Origin of the sequence: Mesorhizobium sp. M4B.F.Ca.ET.214.01.1.1, assembly GCF_004791545.1 — a bacterium.
Taxonomy (GTDB): domain Bacteria; phylum Pseudomonadota; class Alphaproteobacteria; order Rhizobiales; family Rhizobiaceae; genus Mesorhizobium; species Mesorhizobium abyssinicae.
The window spans coordinates 40,173-63,725 of record NZ_SRUX01000021.1 but is presented as its reverse complement, the minus strand read 5'-3'; the positions used below and the strand labels follow the sequence as shown (position 1 = coordinate 63,725).

Sequence of the window (23,553 nt, the reverse complement as noted above, 5' to 3'; positions counted from 1 at the left end):
GATGTACAAGAAGAAGGACAAGTGACGTGAACGCCAACTTCGCTTCCTTCCTCTATCTGGTCTCCGGCATCCTGTTCATCCTGGCGCTGCGCGGCCTGTCGCACCCGACCACCAGCCGGCAGGGCAATCTCTACGGCATGATCGGCATGGGCATCGCCATTGCCACCACGCTGGCACTGGCCATTCCATCGGCCGGCGGCTTCGGCCTGATCGTGCTCGGTCTTGCCATCGGCGGTGGCGTCGGCGCCGTCACCGCGCGCCGCATCGCCATGACCTCGATGCCGCAGCTGGTCGCCGCCTTTCACTCGCTGGTCGGCCTTGCCGCCGTGATGGTGGCAGCCGCCGCGATCTACGCGCCGGAAAGCTTCGGCATCGGCACGGCGGGCGACATCCATGCCCAGGCGCTGATCGAGATGAGCCTTGGCGTCGCCATCGGCGCCATCACCTTCACCGGCTCGGTCATCGCCTTCCTCAAGCTCGACAGCCGCATGTCCGGCAAGCCGATCATGATCGGCGGCCGCCACTTCATCAACGCGGCGCTCGGCATCGCGCTGGTGGTGCTGATCGTGCTTCTGGTGACCACCGAAGCCAAGCTGGTGTTCTGGCTGATCGTCGCCGCGTCGCTGGTGCTCGGCGTGCTGCTCATCATCCCGATCGGCGGCGCCGACATGCCGGTCGTGGTGTCGATGCTGAATTCCTATTCGGGCTGGGCTGCCGCGGCGCTCGGCTTCACGCTCGGCAACCTGGCGCTGATCATCACCGGCGCGCTGGTCGGCTCGTCGGGCGCGATCCTGTCTTACATCATGTGCAAAGGCATGAACCGCTCCTTCATCTCGGTCATCCTCGGCGGCTTCGGCGGCGAGACGGCGGCAGCTGCCGACGACGGCATCGAGCGCACCGTCAAGCAGGGCTCGGCCGACGACGCTGCCTATCTGATGATGAACGCGCAGAAGGTCATCATCGTGCCCGGCTACGGCATGGCGGTGGCGCAGGCGCAGCATGCGCTGCGCGAGATGGCCGACAAGCTCAAGGCCAACGGCGTCGAGGTCAAGTACGCCATCCATCCGGTTGCCGGCCGCATGCCCGGCCACATGAACGTTCTGCTCGCCGAGGCCAACGTGCCCTATGACGAGGTGTTCGAGCTCGAGGACATCAACTCCGAATTCGCGCAGGCCGACGTCGCCTATGTCATCGGCGCCAACGACGTCACCAACCCGTCCGCGCGCGACGACAAGTCCTCGCCCATCTACGGCATGCCGATCCTCGACGTCGACAAGGCCCGCACCTGCCTGTTCGTCAAGCGCTCGCTCGGCTCCGGCTATGCCGGCATCGACAACACGCTGTTCTACAAAGACGGCACCATGATGCTGCTCGGCGACGCCAAGAAAATGACCGAGGAAATCGTCAAGGCGTTTGATCACTGATCAAGCCGCAACCTTCTATAGGAAGGTTGTCGGCCCGGACGGATCTCAGGATCCAGAAAAAAGCCCGGCTTCGCGCCGGGCTTTTTCGTATCCAGGAACCGCCGCTGCCGGTTAGGCCAGCTTGGCCAGCAGGCGCATGAAGGTGGCGGCTTCCTTGGCCGATAGCGGCGCCAGCGTCTCCTCGGTGATGGCGCGGGCAAGCGGGATCAGCCGCTCGATCGCCTCGCGGCCTTGCGCCGTCAAATTGACCAGCAGGCGGCGCTTGTCGACCTCGTGCTTGGAAAGCTCGACCAGGCCGCGCGCCTTCAGCCGGTCGATGACGCCCTTCACGGTGGCGGCATCCATCGCGATCAGCGTGCCGAGCTGGTTCTGCGAGGTCTCGCCTATGTCGTGGAGCTTGGCCAAAGCCGCGAATTGCGGCGGCGTCAGATCGCCGATCTGCGAGGCGAAGATCGCCACATGGCGCTGATGCGCCTTGCGCAGGATGAAACCGACCTGGTCCTGCAGGTGATAGCCGTTCTCGTCCGGCTCCTCGGCTTCGACCAGCCGCAGCAGATTGTCCTCGCCGCTCATCTCAGCCCGTCCCATGCCTTGATGTCCTTGGCCGCGAGGCCGCCCATGCGGTCGTGCACGCGCGGGCCGCAGGTCATGGCGAGGCAAAACAGGATCTCGTCGGGACGCGGCCCATCGCTTATGCCGACCTCCATGGCGTCGAAATGGCTGCGCACATAGGCGGCGTTGATGTGGCCGAGCGGCACGTCGAGCCGCGAACCGAAGGCGCCCACCTTCTTGGCCGACGGCACGATCGCCTTGGCATCGCCGAGCCGCTCGCGCATGGCGTAGCCGCCCGGCACATGCCACAGCGCGCCGTGCTCCAGTTCGCCGGCGGAGCCGACGATGGCGCCCTTGCCGTAGCCGTCGATCTGCTTGACGTCGCCGCCAAGCGCCGCAATCAGCCGATCGGCCAGCAGCAGCCCGAGCGGCTTCAGGTCGTCCATGGCGCTCTGCAGATCTTCGACGTAGCGGCCGGCGAAGGGGTTCTTCACCACCGCCAAGGCAGCGGCACGGCGGCGTGGCGCTGCCGCGACTGGACCGCCATCGTGAAAAATCTCTTCGGTCAGGACGGCGATCTTGCGGATCGGGAATTCAGGCATGGGCAGTTTCCTTCGCTGTATGCTTGTTGGGCGCGGCGAGCGCCACCGAACCACTGATGCGTGTCTCACCGGCAAGGAACAGCGCCGAGGCCGATATCAGGCCGCGCCGGCGAAAATCTTCGGCGACGGCAAGCCCGTTGTCCAGCGCCCGCGCCACTTCGCCCGGCGAAAGCGCGCCGACGCCCTGCGTCACCAGCCGATCGCCGAGATCGCTGTCGGGCGCGAGATCGCGCGCCAGCGCCCGTTCGACCGCAGGGTGACCGGGCAGGTCGACGGCGTTGGCGACGAGCGTTGCGGCGGCATCGGCGTCGGCACCGGTCCGCGCCAGGACGGTGACGGCATCGGCGATACCCAGCGAAAACGAACGGCCGCGCCAGCCGCTGGTCGCCACGCCGCGAACGCCATCCTCGGCGCGTATGGTAACGCGATCGGCCATGCCATGCCCGGTGCCGGCAATGGCCGATATCATCGACTGGCCGCTGCTGAGATGGAGGGCGCAATCACCGCCATTGTTGACATAGGCGCGGTCCAGCCGGCGGCCGGCGAGCAGCGCCGCCAGAATTTCGTCGGCTACCGAACCGGCAACAGCGGCCATCGGGGTGATAAAGCATTCCGCCAGCGGCATGACGGCTGCTTCCATGCGGCGCGCCGTCGGCCCCGCGAAATCGCGCGGCGCCAGGAAAAATGCCGGGAGCCGCAATTCGGGAAGCTCCTTGACCAACTCAATCAGGATGGTCTCGAACCGCGCGACGGCCTGGGTGTAGGCGGCCCGGCATTCATCCGGCTCGCCAAAGGCCTCGACGATCAGGTCGATCGGCCCATGGTTGAGATGGAGCCGCCTGCCGTCGGCAAGCCAATGCGCCTGCGGGCTGTTCATCCTCCGGCCCCGTTCGCCGCTGCCCGCCGCAACTGCGCCAGCGGCGGCCAGGGATTGTTGACGGGAGCGCCGGTGCCGTGGCGCGGGTTGAGGTACTCGCCACCCTTCGCAAGGATATCTCCGACGCTGCGGATCTCTGCCTCGTAGCCGCCCAGCCTGACATAGTCGTCGCGGCGCAAGGTGAATTCGATCGGCGCCACCAGCGCCGGCGTCGGCACATAGCCGAAGGCGCCTTCCGGCACGCGGGTGACGTCGACCATCAGCGTGATGCCGCCGCCCGGCCAGACATAGACCGGCGCGCCGCCGACGGTCACGTAAGTCTTCAGGCCCTGCACCGAGCGGGTCAGGTTGACCGGGTTCTCGGTGACGCCGGCGCGCAGCGAGCCGCCGGCGCCGCCGATGAACAGCACCGTGCAGAGCGCCGGCTCGCAATTGTCCTCGATCAGGCCGACGGATTTCTGCAGCCGTTCGGGGAACGGCTTTTCGACCGGCTTCAGGTCATCGTCGAGCTCGTAGTAGGCAAACTGCTCGCCGGTGGTGGAAACCATCAGCAGCGACAGGCCGGGCCGCGCGCCCTTCTTGGCGTTCCAGTCGCCCAGGATCGACAGCGGGTCGGAGATCGAGGTGCCGCCCCAGCCGAGGCCGGGCTCCGAAACCTTGAAGTAGCGGCCAGGCGTCGAGCGGCGGCCGATGATCTTGATGCCGGTGTCCTGCCAGCCCAGCACCTTGCCGGCCTGGTGCTCGGAAACGACGCCGGTGATGTGGTCGTCGACCACCACCACCTCGTCGACCAGCCCGCGCCATTGCGTGGCGAACATGCCGATGGTGGCCGAGCCGCAGCCGACGCGCATGCGATGCTCGACCTTGCCGTCGATGACCGGCGCCTTGCCGGCCTCGACGATGACCGTCGCGCCGCCATCGATGGTAAGCTCGACCGGCTTGCGGTTGCAGAGGTTGAGCAGCGCGTCGCATGTGGCGCGACCTTCCTGCTTGGAGCCGCCGGTCAGGTGATGCACGCCGCCGAGCGACAGCATCTGCGAGCCGTATTCGCCTGTCGTGACGTGGCCGATCGCCTCGCCTTCCGAGCGTACCGTCGCCGTCTCGTCGCCGATGTGGCGGTCGGTGTCGATCTTCACCTTGACGCCGCAGTAGGAGAAGATGCCCTCGGTAACGACGGTGACGAGATCGACGCCCTCGACCTCCTGGCTGACGATGAAGGGCGCCGGCTTGTAGTCGGGATAGGTGGTGCCGGCGCCGATCGCGGTGACGAAGCGGCGCCCAGTGTTGACCAGCTCGCCGTTCCAGGCCTCGCCCTCGGCGACGAACGGCACGACGGCGCCACCGGTCTCGGCGGCGTGGTCGAGGATGGTCAGCGGATCCATGCGCACGATGCGGCCGCCGATATTGCCGTAGCGGTCGCAAGCGCCGGTGCGGCCGTCGGCGATGTAGCACATGACCGGGCAGGCATCGCAGCGGATCTTCTCCGCCACCTGCTTCTCGCCGGGGTCGTGGGTTTCGAAACGTTCGGCAAGCTCGCTCATCGGCGTGCCTCCTTGTCGCGGATCGCCGCGCGGATGCGGCTAGGTGTCGCCGGCACCTTGGTGACCAGAACGCCGGTGGCGTGGCGGATGGCATTGAGGATCGCCGGTGCGGTCGGGATCAGCACATGCTCGCCCAGGCCCTTGGCGCCGAAGGGTCCTTCCGGGTCCGGAACCTCGACCAATATGTGCTCGACCGGCGGCACGTCGCCAATGGTCGGGATGAGATAGTCGTGCAGGTTCTCGGTGCGGCCGGGGATGTATTCCTCCATCAGCGCCATGCCGATGCCTTGCGCGATGCCGCCCTCGATCTGGCCTTCGACCAGGACGGGATTGATCGCCTTGCCGACATCATGCGCGGCGGTGATCTTGATCAGCTTCACGGTGCCGAGCTTGAGATCGACCTCGAGCTCGGCGAGCTGCGCGCCATAGCCGTAGACGGCGTAAGGCTTGCCCTGGCCCTTGGCGTCCAGCGGCAGCGTCGGCGGGTCGTAGGTTTCTTGCGCCACGAAGACCAGTCCGGCGGCGTCAGCCTTCAGCTCAGACAGATCGATGCGCCGCGCCGCGTCGCCCTCGCGGATGAAGATGCTGACGCCGTCGAGCGCGAGGGTCGCACGGTCAGAGACATTGGCGAAGCGCAGGATCTGCTCGCGCAGTGCCCTGCCGGCCTTCTCGGCTGCCTTGCCGGTGACGAAAGTCTGGCGCGAGGCGGACGTCTTGCCGGCGTCCGGCGTGATCGCGGTATCGGCGCTCTTCAGTTGGAATCTGTCCAGCGGCAGGCCGAGCGCATCAGCGCAGATCTGGGTGATGACGGTGTTCGATCCCTGGCCGATGTCGACGGCGCCCTGATGCAGCACGACCTCGCCCGTGGCCGAGATGCCGACCTTGATGGTCGAAGGGTTGGGCAGCGAGGTGTTGCCGCAGCCATACCAGCAGGAGGCGACGCCGACGCCACGCTTTCTGTCCTCGCCGGCGGCGTTGAACGCTTCGGCCTCGGCCAGCGCGCGAGCCCAATGCGGGCGAAGCGATTCCAGGCATTCGCCGATGCCGACGCCCGATTCCAGGCGCTGCCCGGTTACCGTTTCGGATCCGTTACGAAGGCAGTTTTTCAAGCGGAAATCGAGGCGATCCAGGCCAAGCTTGCCGGCCAGCTCGTCGTAGAGCGTCTCCTGCATGATCGTCGCCTGCGGCACGCCGAAGCCGCGGAAAGCGCCGGAGATCGGGCCGTTGGTGTGGATGGCGCGACCCTCGGCACGGTAGTTCGGCGTCAAATAGGGGCCGGAGGCATGCACCGGAACGCGATTGGCGACCGTCGGCCCCCAGCTGGCATAGGCGCCGGTGTTGAAATCGCCGGAAAAGACCATGCCGGTGACGCGGCCTTCGGCATCGGCGCCGACGGTTGCCTGCATCTCGGCGGGATGGCGCTTGGTGGTCGAGATCATGGATTCGTTGCGGGTGTAGGCGAGGGCCGCGGGCCGGCCGGTCTTCATCGCCACCAGGCCGATCAGCGGCTGCAGCGAGACGTCGAGCTTGGAGCCGAAGCCGCCGCCGGTGGCGGTCGGCACGATGCGCACCTTGTCGACGGCAAGACCGAGCACCTTCGCCGTGTCGTCACGGTCCATATAGGGCGCCTGGGTGCAGGCGACGACAACGAGCGTGTCGCCGTCCATGTAGGCATAGCCGGCTTCCGGCTCGATATAGGCGTGCTCGACATAGGAGGTTTCGATGGCGCCGGACACGGTGACGGCGGCGCCGGCAAGCGCTGCGTCGGGATCGCCGCGTTCGACGAAGCCGGAGGTGAGCAGGTTCGCCGGACGGTGCCGGTGCAGCAGCGCCGCGCCATCGGCCTTCGCATCCGAGGGCTGCAGGACATGCGGCAGCTCGGTCCATGAAACCGGAAAATCCGTCAGATCGAGATCGAGGATCGCTTCGCGCTCGCCCGCCACCAGCGCAACCGCCTCGCCGCGAAAGCGCGCGACGCCTTCCGCGAGCGCCGGCTGGTCGGCAAAGGGACCGATGACGCCGAAGCAGTTGTGGCCCGCAATGTCGGCGGCGGTGAAGACGCCGGCGATGCCGGGACGGGCGTCCGCCCAGGCCCCGATGTCGCCGAAGGCGAAGCGGGCACGATAGTGCGGCGAGCGGACCACCAGCACGGCGAGCGCATCGGCCGGAAAGGAGTCGCCGCCGAATTTCTCATCGCCGGTGACCTTCGGCACGCCATCGAGGCGGATCGGCGAGGCGCCGACGGCGCGACCCGTCTCGGGCATGCGATGGTCAAGCCCATCGACGTGGCGCCAGGCATCCATCACCGCCGCCACGATCTTCCGATAACCGGTGCAGCGGCAGAGCACGCCGCCCAGCGCGTCCTGGGTCTCGGCCTCGCTCGGCTGCGGGTTGCGTTCGAGAAGCGCGGTCGCCGCCACCAGCAGGCCGGGCGTGCAGATGCCGCATTGCGCCGCGCCGTGCTCGAGGAAGGAAGCCTGCAGCGCCGACAGCCTGCCATTGGCAAGGCTCTCGACCGTGGTCAGGGTCGCGCCCGACACGGAGGCCGCCGGCACCAGGCAAGCGCAGACCGGGTTGCCGTCGACCAGCACGGTGCAGGCGCCGCAATCGCCGGCATCGCAGCCGACCTTGGTGCCGGTCAGCCCCAATTCGTCACGCAGCACCTGGGAAAGGCGGCGGACCGGCGGCACGGAGACGCTGACGGCGGCGCCATTGACCTCGAAGGCGATGTCGGCGCGTTCCATGCCCGTGCCGGACTGGTCTACGCTCACAAGAGGCTGAACCTGGCTCATGCGGCCACCTTATCGCCAGCAGCGTGGCCTATGGCGCCGGCGACGGCGCGGGCGACGATCTCGCGCGCCGCGTCGAGCCGGTATTCGGCGCTGCCGCGCACATCGCCGATCGGCGACAGTTCGTCGATCGGCGCGGCGAGCACCGCGCCGGCAAGGGCATCGTCGGCCGGCAGGCCGAGCAAGGCCGCCTCGACACCCGCGAGCCGCCTGGCGACCGCCGAGCAGGCGCCGACGGCGATGGCCGCTTCAGCGACGGCGCCATCGTCGACGACAAGGCGCGCCGCCGCCATGGCGATGGAGATGACTAGATAGCGTCGGGCGCCGAGCTTGACGAAGGCAGATGTGCCGGCAGCCGCCGGTTTCGGGATGCGAATGGCGGTGGCCATCTCGCCCGACGCCAGGGCGGTGCGGCGATTGCCGAGAATGAACGCGCCGAGCGGCAGATGGCGCGTCGCCTTCGCCGATCGCAACTCGACATCGGCGTCGAGCACCAGCAGCGCCGGCACGCCATCGGCGGCGGGCGAAGCGTTGCAGAGATTGCCGGCGATGGAGGCGACATTCTGGATCTGCACGGAGCCGACATCCCGCGCCGCCGCCTTCAGCGCATCGAAGGCCGCCGGAAGCGGATGGCGGACGAGGTCGGTCCAGGTGGTGCGCGCGCCGATCCGCCAATGCGCCTCGCTTTCCGCGATTCCTCGCAGCGCTGTCAGGCCGTTGATGTCGAGGATGTTATCGCGAAACGGCTTGTTGCCTTGCGCCGGGTAAAAGTCCGTGCCGCCGGCCAGGATTCGCCAGCGATCCTCGCCAAGCAAGGCGAGCGCCTCGTCGACCGTGGTGGGTTTCGCGTAACGGATCACGCTTTGCCTTCCCAGAAAGGTGCCCTTGCGAGGGAACCTGCCGGCGTCCCACCGGCCAAAATTCATTCGTATGCAAATGATATCAAGTCGGCAGGAATTGTCAAAGCCGGAGTTTCCTGTCGCCGCACAGGCTGACGGTCTCCACGCGATTGTTATGCCGCTGGAGGTTGACGCCGCCCGCCATCTGGTCGAGTTTCTGCGTCCGGTCGCGACAGCGGCATTCTATCAAAGCCTACGCCGAGACGAGAAGGAGGCCCCATGGCCGACGAAGCGCTTGTTGTCATCGACCTGCAGAACGACTTCTGCCCGGGCGGCGCGCTGGCGGTGGCCGGCGGCGACGAGATCGTGCCGCTGGTCAACGACCTGATCCGGCGAACCGACCACGTCGTGCTGACGCAGGACTGGCACCCCGCCGGCCATTCGAGCTTCGCCTCCAGCCATCCCGGCAAGCAGCCCTTCGAGACCATCGAGATGCCCTACGGGCCGCAGACGCTGTGGCCCGACCATTGCATCCAGGGTAGCCTCGGCTCGGACTTTCATTCCGGGCTTGCCTGGACCAAGGCGGAGCTGGTGATCCGCAAGGGGTTCCGCCCGGCGATCGACAGCTACTCGGCCTTCTTCGAGAACGATCACACGACCCAGACCGGCCTGGCCGGCTATCTGCGCGAACGCGGCGTCGACAAGGTGACGCTGGTCGGGCTGGCGACCGACTTCTGCGTCGCCTTTTCGGCGCTGGACGCCGTGAAGCAGGGCTTCAAGACAACCGTGCGGCTAGACGCCTGCCGCGGCATCGACCTCAACGGCTCGGTCAATGCGATGCTGACGCGAATGCGCGATGCCGGCGTGGTGCTCGAAGACCACCTGTCGGACTGACCGGACTGTGGAGCGTCGAGGGGGCTTCAAACAATTGGCGAGGACACTGACGGCAGGCCTACCCGCCCTGGCTGTCCTTCTGTTTCCGCAATTCGCCTTCGCAGCGGCGGACCACGAACTGCCCGGCGCGGCGATGTCGCTCTGGTGGGTGCTGCCATTTGCCGGCCTGCTGCTGTCGATCGCCACCGGCCCCCTGCTCTTCCACCATGTCTGGGAGCATCACTACGGCAAGATCGCGGCCGGCTGGGCGGCACTGGTGGTGATGCCGCTGGCGATCGCCTTCGGCATCCCTTCGGCCATGGAAGCGGTGCTGCACACGCTGCTCACCGAATACATGTCGTTCATCATCCTGTTGTTCGCGCTCTACACGATTTCGGGCGGCATCCTGCTTGCCGGCAACATCCACGGCACGCCCCTGGTCAACGCCGGGCTTCTGCTTGCCGGCGCGCTGCTTGCCTCGGTGATCGGCACGACCGGCGCCTCGATGATCCTGATCCGGCCGATCCTGCGCGCCAACGACAACCGGCCGTTCAACGCGCATGTCGTGATTTTCTTCATCTTCCTGGTTTCCAACATCGGCGGCTCGCTGACGCCGCTCGGCGACCCGCCGCTGTTCGTCGGCTTCCTGCGCGGCGTCGACTTCTTCTGGACGACCGCCAATCTCTGGCGCGAGACGCTGTTCACCGGCAGCCTGGTGCTCCTGGTCTTCCTGGCGATCGACACGATGCTGCACCGACGCGAGGCCGGTATGGCGAAGATCAAGGATCCGACGCCGGACAAGACCGTGCGCCTGCGCGGCGTCGCCAACCTGCCGCTGCTGGCCGGCGTCATCGGCGCGATCCTGCTCTCCGCAACCTGGAAGCCGGGCGTCAGTTTTTCCATCTTCGGCGTCGGGCTCGAGCTGCAGAACCTGGCGCGAGACGCCGTCATCCTGGCGCTGGCGTTCGCCTCGCTCGCCGTCTCGCGCAAGAGCCATCGCGAGGCGAACGGCTTCACCTGGGGGCCGATCGCCGAGGTGGCGAAACTGTTTGCCGGCATCTTCATCGCAATCGTGCCGGTGATCGCCATCCTGAGAGCCGGCCATGATGGCGCGCTGGCGCCGCTGGTCGCGCTTGTCACCTCCGATTCCGGCCAGCCCAACGACCTCGCCTATTTCTGGCTGACCGGAGCGTTGTCGTCCTTTCTCGACAATGCGCCGACCTATCTGGTGTTCTTCGAGCTTGCCGGCGGCGATCCGCAGCGCCTGATGGGCGAATTCGCAACCACGCTTGCGGCGATCTCGGCAGGCGCGGTGTTCATGGGCGCCAACACCTATATCGGCAATGCCCCGAACTTCATGGTCTATGCGATTGCCAGGCATCGCGGCGTGAAGATGCCGGGCTTCTTCGGCTATATGGCGTGGTCGGGAACAGTGCTGATCCCGACGTTTCTGATCGCGGGACTTCTGTTCTTCGGTTGAGTTCGGCGGCCACCGGCATGGGGGTCGCTGGCGGCCGATAGCGCTTGCGTATGCGCGGTCAGCAATTTCTGCTATTGGCGAAGCGAGGTGCGGGATAGGTTCGATTGAACCTGAGGAATGCTTATCGAACGCAAGCCATTCTTGGGGCGACGATGACCATCAAAGCCGAGAGCCTGCCCTATCTGTCAGCCGAATTCCTGGACAGCTTGGCGATTTCCACGTCCGACGTGGTCGACGAAATCGAGCGGCAGATCATCGGTCAGAGGCGAGGCGAAGTATGGTGTGCGCCGAAGGCGGTGGTACTGCCGGGCGACGACCGCTACATCATGGCTACTCTCGCCGTCGCGACCGAACCCCGGGTGCTGGCCACCAAGTCGCTGGTGGTCAATCCCCGCAACTCCGGGCGGGGACTTGCAACGCTGAACTCGCTGGTCACCCTTCTCGACGCTGAGACAGGACTGCCGCTTGCCTTGGTCGACGGCAATTGGGTGACTTCGAAGCGCACGGCTGGGCTGAGCGCGGTAGCGGCCAGGCGTCTGGCCCGCGCCGACTCGGCGTGCGTCGCGTTCATCGGATGCGGCGTGCAGGCGCGCGCTCATCTCGAAGTTCTGGCCGATCTTTTTCCGCTGCAGGAGATCCGGGCCTTTGCTCGCAGCAAAGCCAGTGGTGAAGCACTGTGTCGGATGGCCGAGGCGCGTGGTCTGACCGCGGTAGCGAGCGATACTGCCAAGGCGGCGGTCGAATCCGCCGACATCGTGGTGACGACAGTCACATTGATACCCGAGCCCGCTCCGTTTCTGGATGCGCGATGGCTGCAGACCGGAGCCTTCGCCACCATGACCGATCTGGCCCTGCCCTGGGTGCCTGAAAGCATGGCCATCTTCGATCGCATCGTCATAGACGATCTGGCGCAAGAGGCGCAGATGAGCAAGCCGATGGTGAGGCCCGAACTCGTGGCCGGCGACCTGACGGGTTTGGTCGGTGGCGACCTGCCGGGTCGCCAAGGCGCGCGTGAGCGAACAGCATTCGTTTTTCGTGGCATGGCGGTCGGCGATCTCGCAATTGCCGGCCTGGCATTTGCACGCGCGAAAGCAATCGGCGCGCTGGACGCCTAGGGGTTGAACCGCCGTCCGCCTCAACCCACCCCCACATAGCGCCGCACCGCCGACGGATCGGCGCGCAATTGCTCGACATCGACCGTCTCGCGGTTGCGGCCGTTCTCGATGAAGCAGACGCGGTCGGCGACCGAAAGAACCGCATCGACGCGCTGCTCGACCAGAATGGTGGAGACGCCGCGTTCGCGCAGCTTGGCCACCGTCTCGCGGATCTTGGCGATCATCGATGGCATCAGCCCTTCGGTCGGCTCGTCGAGCAGTAGCACCTGCGGTTCGAGGCAGAGCGCGCGCGCCATGGCCAGCATCTGCTGCTCGCCGCCGGACAGCGTGCCGGAGCGCTGCCTGAGGCGCTGGCGCAGCAATGGAAAAAGGTCGAGGACATTTTCCCGCACGGCCTTGCCCTTGCCGCGCGCCATCAGGCCGATCTCGATGTTTTCCGCCACCGTCATCTCGGCGAACAACCGCCTGCCCTGCGGCACATAGGCGACGCCGGCTTTCGGCACGTCGTGCGCCGCCAAGCTGGTCAGCTCCGTGCCGTCCAGCCTGATCGAACCCGCGGCCGCCGGAACCAGGCCCATGATCGCCTTCAGCGTCGTCGTCTTGCCGGCGCCGTTGCGGCCGAACAGGCAGAGCACCTCGCCCTTCTCGAGCACGAGGTCGAGCCCATAGAGGACCTGGACCTCGCCGTAGAAGCAGTCGAGCCCGGCAATGGCCAGCGCCTTGGACCCCGCCTCAGTCATGGCCGGCCCCGAGATAGGCGTCCTGCACCTGGCGGTTCTCGCGCACCTGCTCCGGCGTGCCTTCGGCGAGGATGCGGCCGGCATTGAAGACGGTGATGCGGTCGGCAAGCTGCATGACGACCGGCATATTGTGCTCGATCAGGAGCACGGTGGCGCTTTTGGCGATCTCGCGCACCAGCTCGATGAAATTGTCGATCTCGCTGTCAGCCAGGCCTTGCGTCGGCTCGTCGAGGATCAGGAGGCGCGGCTTGAGCGCCAGGCCCATCGCCACTTCGAGCAGCCGCTGGTGGCCATAGGAGAGCTGGCCCGCCGGCATATGGGCGCGATCGGCAAGGCCGGTGCGCTCGAGCGCGGCCATGACGCCGGCCTTGACCGCGCCCTTGGAGCGGCCGTCGGTCAGCGTGCGCTGCACCGGCAGCGCGACATTGTCGTAGGCGGAAAGATTGGCGAAGACGCTGGTGATCTGGAAGGTGTAGGCGACGCCAAGGCGAACCCGTCTGTAGGCCGGCAGGCCGGTGATGTCGGCGCCGTCGAAGACGATCATCCCGGACGAAGGAGGGATACGTCCGCTGACCAGGCTGACGAAGGTGGTCTTGCCGGCGCCGTTGGGGCCGATGACGGCGCGGATTTCGCCCGGCATCAGGGCGAAGTCGACATTGTCGACGGCGCGCAGGCCGCCGAAATTGCGGGACAGGCCCCTGGTGGTCAAAAGCGGCATCATGGCAGCCACCCGAGCCAGCGCTGGCGGATGCTGCCCATGATCCCCTTGGGGAAGAACAGCACCAGAAGGATCAGCGCGACGCCGACGATCAGCAGATAGGCGGAGGTGAAGCCGCTGGTGATGTCGGTGACATAGTACATGAACAGCGTGCCGATGAGGGGCCCGAGCGCAGTGGCGGCGCCGCCGAGCAGCACCCAGAGCAGCGGCAGGATCGAATATTGCACCGAGGCGAAGCTGGAGCCGACATAACCGAACAGAAGCGCGTAGGCCGCGCCGGAGGCCGCGCAGATGGTGCCGGAGACGACGACGGCGGCGAGCTTGTTGGAGAAGGTGTCGTAGCCGAGCATCTTCGTCCGCTCCTCGTTCTCGCGGACGGCGACCAGCACGCGGCCATAGCGGGAGCGGACGACGGCAAGCGTCGCCAGCAGGACGATGGAGAACAGGGCCAGCGCGCTCATGTAGCGCACGGTCGGGTTGGTGAGGTCGAGGGTCGTGCCGCCCAGGGTCAGCACCCGCGCCGCTTGCTGAACGACCAGGCCCTGGTCGCCGCCGGTCCAGACGGCGAAATAGAGCATGAGCAGCGAAAACACCTGCGCGAACATCATGGTGACGATCATGAACGCCACACCCGAAGTGCGCAGCGCCAGCACGCCGATGACCAGGGCCAGCAGCGCGCCGCAGGCGATGCCGGCGAGGAAGGCGGCCGGCACGCTCCAGCCGAGATGATAGACGCTTAAGCCCGCACCATAGAGGCCGGCGGCGAAGAACATGGCATGGCCGAGGCTGAGCAGGCCGACATAGCCGAACAGCAGATTGTAGCCCATGGCGAACACCGCCAGCACCATGATGCGGGCGATGAGGCCGTGATGATAATCCGGCAGCACGAAGCTCAGCGCGAAGAGCAGGGCGATGACGCCGAGATGCAGCGAATAGGCCTTTGCCGGCGAAGCTTCCGTCATCGCGAGGCCGTCCCGAACAGGCCTTGCGGCCGGAACACCAGCACCATGGCAACGACAAGTGTGGCGATGATCTTGGCCAGCGTCGGCGAGAAGAACATCGAGATGATGCCGTCCGACAGGCCGATCAGCACTGCGGCGACGAGGGTGCCGCGCAGTGAGCCGAGGCCGCCGATGATGACGACGATGAAGGACAAAAGCAGCGGATCCTGACCCATCAGATAATGCGCCTGGCTGATCGGCACGATCAGCACCGCGGCTATTGCCGCCAGCATGGCGCCGAGGGCGAAGACGCCGCCATAGACGCGGTCGACCGGAATGCCGAAGGCTTGCGCGGTCTCGCTGTCATACTGGGTGGCGCGCATCAGCAGCCCAACCTTGGTCCGTGTCAGCACCAGCCAGGTGGCGACGAGCAGCAGCGCGGAGGCCGCGACCACCGACAGCTTGTAGCCGGAATAGCCGAACCAGGGCAGCAGGATGCGGTAGCTGAAGGGCGGCTCGACCGGGCGCGCCTCCGGACCGTAGAAGGTCAGCGCCAGCTGCTGGATGATGTAGAGCATGCCGATCGTGGCGACGATGGTGGCTTCCGGATTGTAATTGAGCCGGCGCAGCACCATCCGCTCGGCGACCAGCGCGACCGCGCCGACGATGAGCGGCGCGATGACCAGCGCGGCGACGAAGCCGAGTGCAGGATGGCCCGAGATCGCCGTCGAGAGCGCCCAGGCCAGCACCGCGCCGAGCATGAAGAACTCGCCATGGGCGACATTGACGACGCGCATGACGCCGAACACCAGCGACAGGCCAAGCGCCGTCAGCGCCAGCACGGCGGAAGTGACGAGGCCTTCGAGGGCGGCGAGGAGGAGATGGGGTCCGAAATGCATGCTACACGCAGGCAGGTGCCAAGCGCACCCCTCTCTGCCCTGCCGGGCCCGGCCCTGCGCTATCGCTCCGGGCGTTCGTCGCTCGGAAAGCCAAGCAATTGGCTTCCCGTCCGCTTCGCGGACCGCTCCTCACCCTCCTCAAGGGGGGAGATTGGCTGTCACTATCACTTTCGCCAATCGCAAAGGCCGACAGAGTGCCGCCTTCGCATGAGCTGCTGATCTCCCCCCTTGAGGGGGAGATGTCCGGCAGGACAGAGAGGGGTGGCTTGGCGCTCACGCTTGTCGGCGTAACTAAGTCACAGCGCCTGCGTCGTGTAATCCCCCTCGGCCTCGTAGAGGCCGTCCTCGATCTTCGTCTTGTGCACCACCTTGAGCTTGCCGCCCTCGACCTTGGAGATGTTCTGGATGCCGAAGCATTGGTGGATCTTGCCGTTGAAGGTCTTCGGACCCTGCGGATGCTCCGGCCCTTCGGCGAACTCCTTCAGCGCCTCGGTCGCCTCGACCAGCTTGGCGCGATCCTCAGGCCCCTTGTAGCCGGCATCCTCCATCGCCTTCTTGACGACATAAAGCGTTTCCCAGCAGCCGAACATGTGCGAGGCGGTGGAGACGTCCTTGGCATCGCCGACGGCGGCGCCATTGTCGTCGATGCCGACGGCGGCGCGGTAGGCCTTCTGGGCGGGGGAATCGTCGGCCTGCGCATAGCGCGGCGAACCTTCCCAGAAATGGCTTCCGTCGAGGAATTCGAGGCCGGGGCTGTTGATGTCGGTCGCCTCGAGCGAATCCATGAAGCCGAACAGCTGCGGCCGCGACGAGCCGTAGAATTCGCCGAGCTCCTTGACGAAGGTGAGCACGGCCGGGCCGACCATGACGTGGTAGATCACCTCGGTCTCGGCCGGGATCTGCGGGAAGTATTTGGTGAAGGACGACTCCGTCGGCGGGATGGCGATCTGGGCGATAACGTCGGCGCCCTGCGCCTTCAGTGCCGGCGGCAGGTAGTCGCGATGGTCGTAGCCGAAGGCGAAGTCGGGGAAGATCTGCGTCACCTTCTTGCCGGCATTGGCCGCGATCCACGGCGCCATCGACTGGATCTGGCTCTTCACGTCGGTGATGCCGGGCTGAAAGACGTAGCGGTTGAGCTTGGTCGAGGCGACGTGGTGGCCTTCGCTGACGACGAAATAGGGGATCTTGTTTTCGCCGGCGGCGGGTGCCGAGCCGATGACGACATGCGAGAACAAGGTGCCGAAGACGATGTCGGTCTTGTGCTGGGTGGCGAACTTGCCGACAACCTCGGCGCCGCGGGCGGGATCGGTGCCGTCATCCTCGATGACCAGCTCGACCTGGCGGCCGTTGATGCCGCCGGCATCGTTGATGGCCTTGACCGCGGCGGCGCTCGTCTTCTCGTACCAGCGGCCATAGGCGGCGCCGATGCCGGTGCGGTGCGACTGGAAGCCGATCTTGACCGGCGCCGAGCTCTGCGCCTGGCTGTAGCGGACGAAGCCCGGCGCGACGGCAAGGCCGGCGCCGGCGGCGAGGCCCTTCAGCGCGGTGCGGCGCGAAAGAGTGGTCTTGGAAAGATCGAAAAACCCATTCTTGTCAGACACGGCAGTTCCCCTGTTTTTTGAGTTTTGACCAATGGCTGTAACGAGGCAAAAATTGCATGTGTACAAACTAAATCACCAAAGCCTCGACGTGGCAAGCGTACTTCCCGACAGGCATTGAGGCCGCCCTTTTTCACCCGGCGGTCGGCGTGGCAAGCAGCCAAAGGCCAAAGACCGTATAGGCGATCATCAGCACCGTGAGCGGCAGTTGGCTGAGCGCGGCACGCGCCGCGGCCGGATGCAGCCGCCAGGCCAGACCATGGGCGACGAGGACGGCCAGCATATGGCCAAGAATGATGACGCCGGCCTGGAGATTCCACAGCCACCAGGCCGAGTCGGCGCCGGCGACCACGCCGGCTTCGACTTCCATGTCAGCGGTGCCGAACAGGTTCCAGCCGAGCGCGAAGGGATCGGACAGGGCGGCCAGCGCATATTGGCCGTCGACCAGCAGCGCCGTCAGGTAGTGGGCGAAATGGTAGGCGAGCGCGATCGGCACGATAGACCAGACCAGCAAGCCGGCGGCTTGCGCGAATGAATGCCGGTCGCCGGCGAGGCGCTGGCCGACATGGACGGCAAGCGCGAACACCGCTGCCAGCAGGACGAAGGTCAGGACAAGGCCGAAGCTGCCGATGCCGATCAGCGCGGTGCGCCCGGGAAACTCCAGCGGATTGACGCCGAACAAGCCGAGCCAGAAGAAGGTCTTCGACAGGCCGTCGAAGGAGACCGAGGACAGCGCAAGCAGCAGGAAGGCGATGCCGGCTGTCGGCAACGGCTCGGCGGAGAGCAGTTTGGCGCCCGGCCAGCAGAGACTGAGGCGGCACTTCGCATCGCGCTCAACAACAGCAAAGCGCGCGACCATGGCGAAGAACACGCTCAGGAACTCGCCGCGCCGGCTCCATTCGCGATGGCCGAAGACGAGCATCAGGATGAAGTTCTGCAGCCAGTAGAGGCCGGCGGCGTATGCCAACCGGGCCGGGTCGTCGGGCGCCGGGTCGATCAACTCGAACCAGGCGAAGGCGAAGAACAGCCCGACGGCCGGCCAGCAGGCTAGCCATGCGGGCAAGCGTCCGTCCTGTTCACCGCCGCGTCCGATCAGGCGGCTGACGACCCGCCACGGTCCGTACCAGGGGTTCAGCCACGACCAGAGATCACCGAGCGCGCCCTGCAACAAAGCCAAGCCCACCCAGAGCAGCGTCCATATGACGAGCGGCAGCGGGTTGGACAGTGGATCGCGGCTGCCGAACAGGCCGGCGGCAAGGAGGATTGCGAAGCCGGCAAAAGATATCGCGCTGACGATCGTGCGAGAGGCGTCACCGAGGGCAAAGAGCGGCAGGCGCCGGCGCCAGAAGCGATCGAGCGCTTCCGGCGGTAGCAGGGCCAGGACGAGGAAGCTGACGGCGACGGCGAGCGCGCCGCCGGCGACGTAATAGCCGGTGGGAAGGAGGAGGACATGGCCGCGATCTGAGGCGTGGGCGAAGGCGGAAGTGGGGAGGGATGCGAAGGCTGCTGCGAGAGCCAATCGCGAAGGTTCGCGCCCTACGGCGTCCCCCTCAGTCCTGCCGGACATCTCCCCCACTTGGGGGGAGATCGCACTATCTTCAGAGGCAAGCGTCTGCAATTGAGAAGTGGCGCCTGCTCGGATGGCTTGGCACCCTTCCTCTCCCCCGTCGATCGGGGGAGAGGTGTCGAGCGTAGCTCGACGGAGTGGGGGTCGACCCTGGCGCGGGTCAGGACGACGCGTGCAAGCGATCCTCTTTCCTATGCCCGTTGCGGCGGTTGCCAGGTGGTTCCCCCACTCCGTCGCCACTTCGCGGCGCCACCTCTCCCCCCTCCGGAGGGAGAGGAAAGCAGCCTCAGTGGGGGAGATGTCCGGCACGACAGAGGGGGGCGCGAAGAAACTCGGCATATCGAGCCTTGCAATCTCGCTTGACGATGCGGGATCAGCACAGGCCACAGGCGCAGCCTTTAAACCTTGACCAGCTGCCTCACCCGGTCCTTCTCGCCGAATATCCTCAGGTAGCGCTTGATCTCCTTCAAGTCCCCGGTCGCCTTGGCCGGATTGTCGGAGAGCTTGACCGCAGGCCTTCCATTGGCCTCGGTGACCTTGCAGACCAGCGAGATGGCATCCAGGCTGTTGGTTTCGGTCGGCGCGCAGCCCTCGAAATCGTTGGTGAGGTTGGTGCCCCAGCCGAAAGACATGCGCACCTTGCCGCGGAAGTGGCGGTAGGTCTCCTCGATCGTCTCGACCTCGAGCCCGTCGGAGAAGATCAGCAGCTTCTGCCTGGGGTCCTTGCCCCTCTCGCGCCACCACTCGATGATCTTCTCGCCACCCTCGATCGGCGGCGCGCTGTCGGGGCGGAAGCCGGTCCAGTCGGCGACCCAGTCCGGCGCGTCACGCAGGAAGGATGCGGTGCCGAACGCGTCCGGCAGCACGATCAGCAAATTGCCGCCATAGTAGCGCTGCCAGTCCTGCAGCACCTTGTAGGGCGACTGCTTGAGCTCCTCTTCCGAATTAGCGAGGGCGGCAAACACCATCGGCAGCTCATGCGCGTTGGTGCCGAGCGCCTCGAGGTCGTTGTCCATGGCAAGCAGGACGTTGGAGGTGCCGGTGAAGGCCTGGCCGATGCCTTCCTTCAAGGCTTCCACACACCAGCGTTGCCACAGGAAGGAGTGGCGGCGGCGGGTGCCGAAATCGGATATGCGGATGCCCGGCAGCGCCTTCAGCCGCTCGGTCTTTGCCCACATCTTGGCCTTGGCGCGGGCATAGAGCACGTCGAGCGCGAACGGGCCGAAGGCGCGCATGGCCGCGCGCGATCGCAGTTCATTGATGATGGCCAGCGCCGGGATCTCCCACAGGGTCGTGTACATCCAGGGGCCGCTGAAGGAGAGCTCGTACTGGCCGTCGCGCTTGGACAGCTCGTATTCGGGCAACTGGAAATCCTCCAGCCAGGCAAGGAATTCCGGCTCGAAGATCTGCTTGCGGCCATAGAAGGTGTTGCCGCCGAGCCAGATCATCTCCTTCTTGGAGAAGCGCAAGGTGCGGGCGTGGTCGAGCTGGTCGCGCAGTTCCTGCTCGTCGATCTCGTCGGCGAGGCGCACCGAGGTGGTGCGGTTGATCAGCGAGAAAGTGGTTTCGACCTTGGGATACATGCCCCAGATCATCTGCAGCATCAGAAGCTTGTAGAAATCGGTGTCGAGCAGGCTGCGGACGATCGGGTCCAGCTTCCAGGTGTGGTTGTAGACGCGCCGCGCAATATCGGTCTTTGCCATCTCGTCCTGCCGCCTTCGCTGCTCACTCTAGCGCTTGCCTGCGCATTTCCGGCCGCTTTTCCTGGAACTGCTTCAACCAAGCCTCTTAGCATTGAATTTTCGGCAACGCCTCCCGCTTTGCGGGCTGGCCCGACAAAAAGAGGCCGCCCCGGTCCAGCCGTCAGGACGCCGTCCTGGCGCCGATCACCCTCAGCGCCGGGCGCTTCCGGCGGCTGCCGATGCGCCCCGCGACCGGTGCGTCGGCGCGGCCGTCGGCCTGTTCCTTCTCGGCGAACAGCCAGTCGATGAAGAGCTGAACGATCGGCGTCGACCTCATCTCGTTGCGGCAGACGACGTAGAAGTCGTCGACCGCCGGCACCGACAGGCTGAACGGAGCGACCAGCAGGCCCCTGGCCAGCAGCGTGCTCGCGGTGACGGAATCGCCGAGCGCGACGCCGTGGCCATGCACGGCGGCCTCGGTCGCGGTGCGCGCGTCGCCCAAATGATGGCGGCGGCCGCGCTCCAGGTCCAGCGCGTCGGCGGCGGCCAGCCAGGTGTGCCACTCGCGGCCGTCATCGCCGTGCAGGATGACATGGTCGGCGAGATCGCGAACGGTGCGGATCGGGCGGTTGTTGATCAGCGTCGGACTGACCACGGGGAACAGTTCGAGGCCGGACCATTTGCGCATCCAGCAATCGCTCCAGCTGCCATCGCCATAGTGCACGCAGACATCGATATGCGGGGCGCGAATGTCCCTGGCGTCGTTGGAGGGAAGCAAGGTGAGCTGGATGTCGGGATATTGCGCGGTGAACGAGCCCAATCGCGGCGTCATCCACAAGAGCAGCAGCGCCGGCACGCAGGATATTGAGAGCTTGCCGGCGCTGGCCGGCCGCGTCATGCGCTGCGTGGCGGCGGCGATGCCGTCGAAGGCGCTCGACACCGCCGGCAGAAGCTCGGCGCCGTGCGGCGTCAGCTTCACCCGCTGGCCGGCGCGCTCGAGCAGCTTGACGCCGAGCGACTGCTCGAGCGCCTTGATCTGGTGGCTGACGGCGCCGTGCGTGACATTCAGCTCCGCCGCAGCCTTGGTCAGCGAGGCATGGCGGGCCGTGGCCTCGAAGGCGCGCAGCGGATTCAGCGGGGGCAGACGCTTGGCCATGGTGCACTCAAGTAGTGTGAGATTTTCTCACAACAAACACCCTAACAATATCAATTGATTTTTCAATGGAGCTGCCGGAAACTTTGTCCCGGAACATCATCAAGACGTGAAATCTGCAGGCAGCCAGGGCGGGACCGCGGTCCGGCCGGATGGCCGTCAGCATCATAGGTGTTGCTTCACTACCAGCCAGACGGAGGAGACCGACATGGGTTACGATCGCGGCAAACTTGAAGCGTTGCGTCGCAAGTATGGCGAGGGCCATGGCGGCGAGATGTTCGACCCGAAGTTCCGCAAGGTCGCCGACAAGATCTTCTCCAAGTCGGGCACCAGGCTGGCGCCCTATTCCGGCATCCCGACCTTCCTCACCGCGCCCTACCGCGAGGTGGCCGCCGACAAGCCGGATTTCGGCGATCTGCAGGTGGCGATGATCGGCGTGCCGATGGATCTCGGCGTCACCAACCGTCCGGGCTCGCGCTTTGGGCCGCGGGCGCTGCGCGCCATCGAGCGCATCGGCCCCTACAACCATGTGCTGGAGTGCGCGCCGACGCATGAGCTTCGCGTCGCCGACATCGGCGACGTGCCGTTCCAGAGCCGCTACCGGCTGGAGACCAGCCATGAGGACATCGAGCGCCGAGCCAACCAGATCGTCGACGCCGGCGTCATCCCGCTCTCGGTCGGCGGCGACCACTCGATCAGCCATCCGATTCTGAAGGCGGTCGGCAAGAAGGCACCGGTCGGCATGATCCATATCGATGCCCATTGCGACACCAGCGGCCTGTTCGACCTGACCAAGTTCCACCATGGCGGGCCGTTCCGCAACGCGGTGCTGGACGGCGTGCTCGATCCCTCGCGCACCATCCAGATCGGCATCCGCGGCTCGGCCGAGTATCTGTGGGAGTTCTCCTACGAGTCCGGCATGACGGTCGTGCACGCCGAGGAAGTGACAGGGTTGGGCATGCCGGCCATCATCGAGAAGGCGCGCAAGATCGTCGGCGACGGGCCGACCTACATTTCCTTCGACGTCGACAGCGTCGATCCGGCCTTCGCGCCGGGCACCGGCACGCCGGAAGTCGGCGGGCTGACGACGCGCGAGGTGCTCGAACTGCTGCGCGGCCTCAAGGGCCTCAACATCGTCGGCGGCGACGTCGTCGAGGTGGCGCCGCAATACGACGCGACCACCAACACCGCCCATGTCGGCGCCCAGGTCTTGTTCGAGATCCTGAGCCTGATGGTGTTCAGCCCGGCCATCAAGAAAGGCTGAGGCGGCGCCAGACCAATACGGCCGCCGCGCTGGAGCCGGCGGCCGGTTTCAACAACAAGCTTCCAGAAGGGGAACTAAAATGACACTTCGCACCACGCTGAAATCCGCCATCACGGCAATGCTGATGCTCGGCGCCGCCGGCCTCGCCTCGCAGGCGGCCAGGGCCGACGCCATCGACGACATCACCAAGGCCGGCACCATCAATGTCGGCATCTTCTCCGACTTCCCGCCCTTCTCCTCGGCCAGCGCGGACATGAGCATCAAGGGCTATGACATCGACGTGGCGCAGGCCATCGCCGACTCCCTGAAGGTGAAGCTGAACCTCGTCAGCGTCACCGGCCAGAACCGCATTCCCTATCTCACCGACAAGCGCGTCGACTTCCTGATGAGCGTCGGCTACTCGAAGGAGCGCGCCGAGGTGATCGACTTCGCCGCCGCCTACGCGCCCTACTACATTGCCGTCATCGGTCCGGCCGCGCTTGCCGTCAAAGGCAAGGAGGACCTTGCCGACAAGTCGATCGCCGTCAATCGCGGCACGCTGGAGGACACCTCGCTGACCGAAGCGGCACCGGCCTCGGCGGACATCCGCCGCTTCGACAACTACAACTCCGTCATCCAGGCCTTCATCTCCGGCCAGACCCAGCTGATGGTGGTCGGCAACGATGTCGGCGCCCAGGTTCTGGCCAAGCAGGACGCGCTGCAGCCGGAGCAGAAGTTCCAGCTGCTCACCTCGCCCTCGCATATCGGCCTCAACAAGAACGAGGACCGACTGAAGCAGGCGATCAACGACGCGGTCGCCAAGATGCTGGCCGACGGCAAGCTGGACGAGAGCTCGAAGGCCTGGCTGAAGACGCCGCTCAACCCCGACAACCTCAAGGACTGATCCTGGGACAGCAGGG

General features: G+C 66.1%; 20 protein-coding genes. 6 read left to right on the top strand and 14 right to left on the bottom strand.

The genetic code is table 11. From position 1 onward, the window contains the following. The first annotated feature begins 26 nt into the window (after positions 1–26). Positions 27–1,424 carry an NAD(P)(+) transhydrogenase (Re/Si-specific) subunit beta gene (locus EN857_RS30765; protein WP_128346264.1) on the top strand — a complete coding sequence of 466 codons (1,398 nt, stop codon included), beginning with the start codon at positions 27–29 and terminating at the stop codon, positions 1,422–1,424. Between the two features lie 111 nt (positions 1,425–1,535). Here the strand turns inward: EN857_RS30765 and EN857_RS30760 are convergent, their stop codons facing one another. From EN857_RS30760 to EN857_RS30735, 6 genes are read right to left on the bottom strand one after another with little or no spacing between them, the layout of a single operon-like run. Continuing rightward, positions 1,536–1,997 carry a MarR family transcriptional regulator gene (locus tag EN857_RS30760; RefSeq protein ID WP_127282916.1) on the bottom strand — a complete coding sequence of 154 codons (462 nt, stop codon included), beginning with the start codon at positions 1,995–1,997 and terminating at the stop codon, positions 1,536–1,538. Next, entirely contained in the window at positions 1,994–2,578 is a 585-nt protein-coding gene (locus EN857_RS30755) for an amino acid synthesis family protein (protein WP_127282903.1), read from the bottom strand. The genes EN857_RS30760 and EN857_RS30755 overlap by 4 nt, the downstream gene beginning before the upstream one ends. Beyond that, on the bottom strand, positions 2,571–3,455 hold the full coding sequence (locus EN857_RS30750) for a UPF0280 family protein (RefSeq protein WP_127282902.1): 885 nt from the start codon (positions 3,453–3,455) through the stop codon (positions 2,571–2,573). The genes EN857_RS30755 and EN857_RS30750 overlap by 8 nt, the downstream gene beginning before the upstream one ends. Continuing rightward, positions 3,452–4,996 (bottom strand): 6-hydroxynicotinate reductase, encoded by a 1,545-nt coding sequence (locus tag EN857_RS30745; protein ID WP_128346263.1) that lies wholly within the window; start codon positions 4,994–4,996, stop codon positions 3,452–3,454. Before EN857_RS30745 ends, EN857_RS30750 begins: the two co-directional genes overlap by 4 nt. Beyond that, positions 4,993–7,788: a molybdopterin-dependent oxidoreductase gene (locus EN857_RS30740; protein ID WP_128346262.1), complete on the bottom strand. Its 2,796-nt coding sequence runs from the start codon at positions 7,786–7,788 to the stop codon at positions 4,993–4,995. Before EN857_RS30740 ends, EN857_RS30745 begins: the two co-directional genes overlap by 4 nt. After that, positions 7,785–8,645, bottom strand: coding sequence for a xanthine dehydrogenase family protein subunit M (locus EN857_RS30735; protein WP_128346261.1), 861 nt, complete (start codon positions 8,643–8,645; stop codon positions 7,785–7,787). The genes EN857_RS30740 and EN857_RS30735 overlap by 4 nt, the downstream gene beginning before the upstream one ends. A 258-nt stretch (positions 8,646–8,903) precedes the next feature. Between EN857_RS30735 and pncA the strand changes: the two genes are divergently transcribed. The 3 genes from pncA to EN857_RS30720 all read left to right on the top strand — a co-directional run bounded on the left by pncA (position 8,904) and on the right by EN857_RS30720 (position 12,092). Further along, entirely contained in the window at positions 8,904–9,518 is a 615-nt protein-coding gene (pncA, locus tag EN857_RS30730; RefSeq protein WP_127392082.1) for a bifunctional nicotinamidase/pyrazinamidase, read from the top strand. A gap of 46 nt (positions 9,519–9,564) precedes the next feature. Next, positions 9,565–10,977, top strand: coding sequence for a sodium:proton antiporter (locus EN857_RS30725; protein WP_245493340.1), 1,413 nt, complete (start codon positions 9,565–9,567; stop codon positions 10,975–10,977). Between the two features lie 152 nt (positions 10,978–11,129). Then, positions 11,130–12,092, top strand: a complete 963-nt coding sequence (locus tag EN857_RS30720) for an ornithine cyclodeaminase family protein (RefSeq protein ID WP_127392084.1) — start codon at positions 11,130–11,132, stop codon at positions 12,090–12,092. 20 nt (positions 12,093–12,112) lie between these two features. On the opposite strand, the gene EN857_RS30715 is transcribed toward EN857_RS30720, so the two are convergent. From EN857_RS30715 to gcvA, 8 genes are all read right to left on the bottom strand, one after another. Further along, entirely contained in the window at positions 12,113–12,832 is a 720-nt protein-coding gene (locus EN857_RS30715; protein WP_127392085.1) for an ABC transporter ATP-binding protein, read from the bottom strand. Then, a complete protein-coding gene (locus tag EN857_RS30710; RefSeq protein ID WP_127282895.1) occupies positions 12,825–13,553 on the bottom strand; it encodes an ABC transporter ATP-binding protein in 729 nt (242 codons plus the stop codon). The genes EN857_RS30715 and EN857_RS30710 overlap by 8 nt, the downstream gene beginning before the upstream one ends. Next, positions 13,550–14,512 (bottom strand): branched-chain amino acid ABC transporter permease, encoded by a 963-nt coding sequence (locus EN857_RS30705; protein WP_127392086.1) that lies wholly within the window; start codon positions 14,510–14,512, stop codon positions 13,550–13,552. Before EN857_RS30705 ends, EN857_RS30710 begins: the two co-directional genes overlap by 4 nt. Further along, positions 14,509–15,390, bottom strand: a complete 882-nt coding sequence (locus EN857_RS30700; RefSeq protein ID WP_127392087.1) for a branched-chain amino acid ABC transporter permease — start codon at positions 15,388–15,390, stop codon at positions 14,509–14,511. Before EN857_RS30700 ends, EN857_RS30705 begins: the two co-directional genes overlap by 4 nt. Positions 15,391–15,686: 296 nt before the next feature. Then, positions 15,687–16,991: an ABC transporter substrate-binding protein gene (locus EN857_RS30695; protein WP_127392088.1), complete on the bottom strand. Its 1,305-nt coding sequence runs from the start codon at positions 16,989–16,991 to the stop codon at positions 15,687–15,689. Between the two features lie 130 nt (positions 16,992–17,121). Beyond that, the gene (locus EN857_RS30690; RefSeq protein ID WP_127392089.1) at positions 17,122–18,555 is read right to left on the bottom strand and encodes a hypothetical protein; all 1,434 of its coding nucleotides are present in this window, start codon (positions 18,553–18,555) and stop codon (positions 17,122–17,124) included. A gap of 398 nt (positions 18,556–18,953) precedes the next feature. Then, positions 18,954–20,258, bottom strand: a complete 1,305-nt coding sequence (gene pncB / locus EN857_RS30685) for a nicotinate phosphoribosyltransferase (RefSeq protein WP_128274948.1) — start codon at positions 20,256–20,258, stop codon at positions 18,954–18,956. A 160-nt stretch (positions 20,259–20,418) separates the two neighbouring features. Next, positions 20,419–21,393, bottom strand: a complete 975-nt coding sequence (gene gcvA / locus EN857_RS30680) for a transcriptional regulator GcvA (RefSeq protein ID WP_127309076.1) — start codon at positions 21,391–21,393, stop codon at positions 20,419–20,421. A gap of 205 nt (positions 21,394–21,598) precedes the next feature. On the opposite strand from gcvA, the gene speB reads away from it, so the two are divergent. Both speB and EN857_RS30670 read left to right on the top strand, forming a co-directional pair. Beyond that, positions 21,599–22,654, top strand: coding sequence for an agmatinase (gene speB, locus EN857_RS30675; RefSeq protein WP_127309075.1), 1,056 nt, complete (start codon positions 21,599–21,601; stop codon positions 22,652–22,654). Between the two features lie 79 nt (positions 22,655–22,733). Continuing rightward, entirely contained in the window at positions 22,734–23,537 is an 804-nt protein-coding gene (locus EN857_RS30670) for a transporter substrate-binding domain-containing protein (protein ID WP_127285605.1), read from the top strand. Positions 23,538–23,553: the final 16 nt, after the last annotated feature.

Bases quoted from the DNA above. Each gene is read 5' to 3' on its own strand.
- EN857_RS30750 (WP_127282902.1), bottom strand. From the start codon at position 3,455: ATGAACAGCCCGCAGGCGCATTGGCTTGCCGACGGCAGGCGGCTCCAT.
- gcvA (WP_127309076.1), bottom strand. From the start codon at position 21,393: ATGGCCAAGCGTCTGCCCCCGCTGAATCCGCTGCGCGCCTTCGAGGCC.
- EN857_RS30690 (WP_127392089.1), bottom strand. From the start codon at position 18,555: ATGTCCGGCAGGACTGAGGGGGACGCCGTAGGGCGCGAACCTTCGCGA.
- pncA (WP_127392082.1), top strand. From the start codon at position 8,904: ATGGCCGACGAAGCGCTTGTTGTCATCGACCTGCAGAACGACTTCTGC.
- EN857_RS30700 (WP_127392087.1), bottom strand. From the start codon at position 15,390: ATGCATTTCGGACCCCATCTCCTCCTCGCCGCCCTCGAAGGCCTCGTC.
- EN857_RS30715 (WP_127392085.1), bottom strand. From the start codon at position 12,832: ATGACTGAGGCGGGGTCCAAGGCGCTGGCCATTGCCGGGCTCGACTGC.
- EN857_RS30670 (WP_127285605.1), top strand. From the start codon at position 22,734: ATGACACTTCGCACCACGCTGAAATCCGCCATCACGGCAATGCTGATG.
- speB (WP_127309075.1), top strand. From the start codon at position 21,599: ATGGGTTACGATCGCGGCAAACTTGAAGCGTTGCGTCGCAAGTATGGC.
- EN857_RS30740 (WP_128346262.1), bottom strand. From the start codon at position 7,788: ATGAGCCAGGTTCAGCCTCTTGTGAGCGTAGACCAGTCCGGCACGGGC.
- EN857_RS30720 (WP_127392084.1), top strand. From the start codon at position 11,130: ATGACCATCAAAGCCGAGAGCCTGCCCTATCTGTCAGCCGAATTCCTG.
- EN857_RS30705 (WP_127392086.1), bottom strand. From the start codon at position 14,512: ATGACGGAAGCTTCGCCGGCAAAGGCCTATTCGCTGCATCTCGGCGTC.
- pncB (WP_128274948.1), bottom strand. From the start codon at position 20,258: ATGGCAAAGACCGATATTGCGCGGCGCGTCTACAACCACACCTGGAAG.
- EN857_RS30755 (WP_127282903.1), bottom strand. From the start codon at position 2,578: ATGCCTGAATTCCCGATCCGCAAGATCGCCGTCCTGACCGAAGAGATT.
- EN857_RS30745 (WP_128346263.1), bottom strand. From the start codon at position 4,996: ATGAGCGAGCTTGCCGAACGTTTCGAAACCCACGACCCCGGCGAGAAG.
- EN857_RS30760 (WP_127282916.1), bottom strand. From the start codon at position 1,997: ATGAGCGGCGAGGACAATCTGCTGCGGCTGGTCGAAGCCGAGGAGCCG.
- EN857_RS30710 (WP_127282895.1), bottom strand. From the start codon at position 13,553: ATGATGCCGCTTTTGACCACCAGGGGCCTGTCCCGCAATTTCGGCGGC.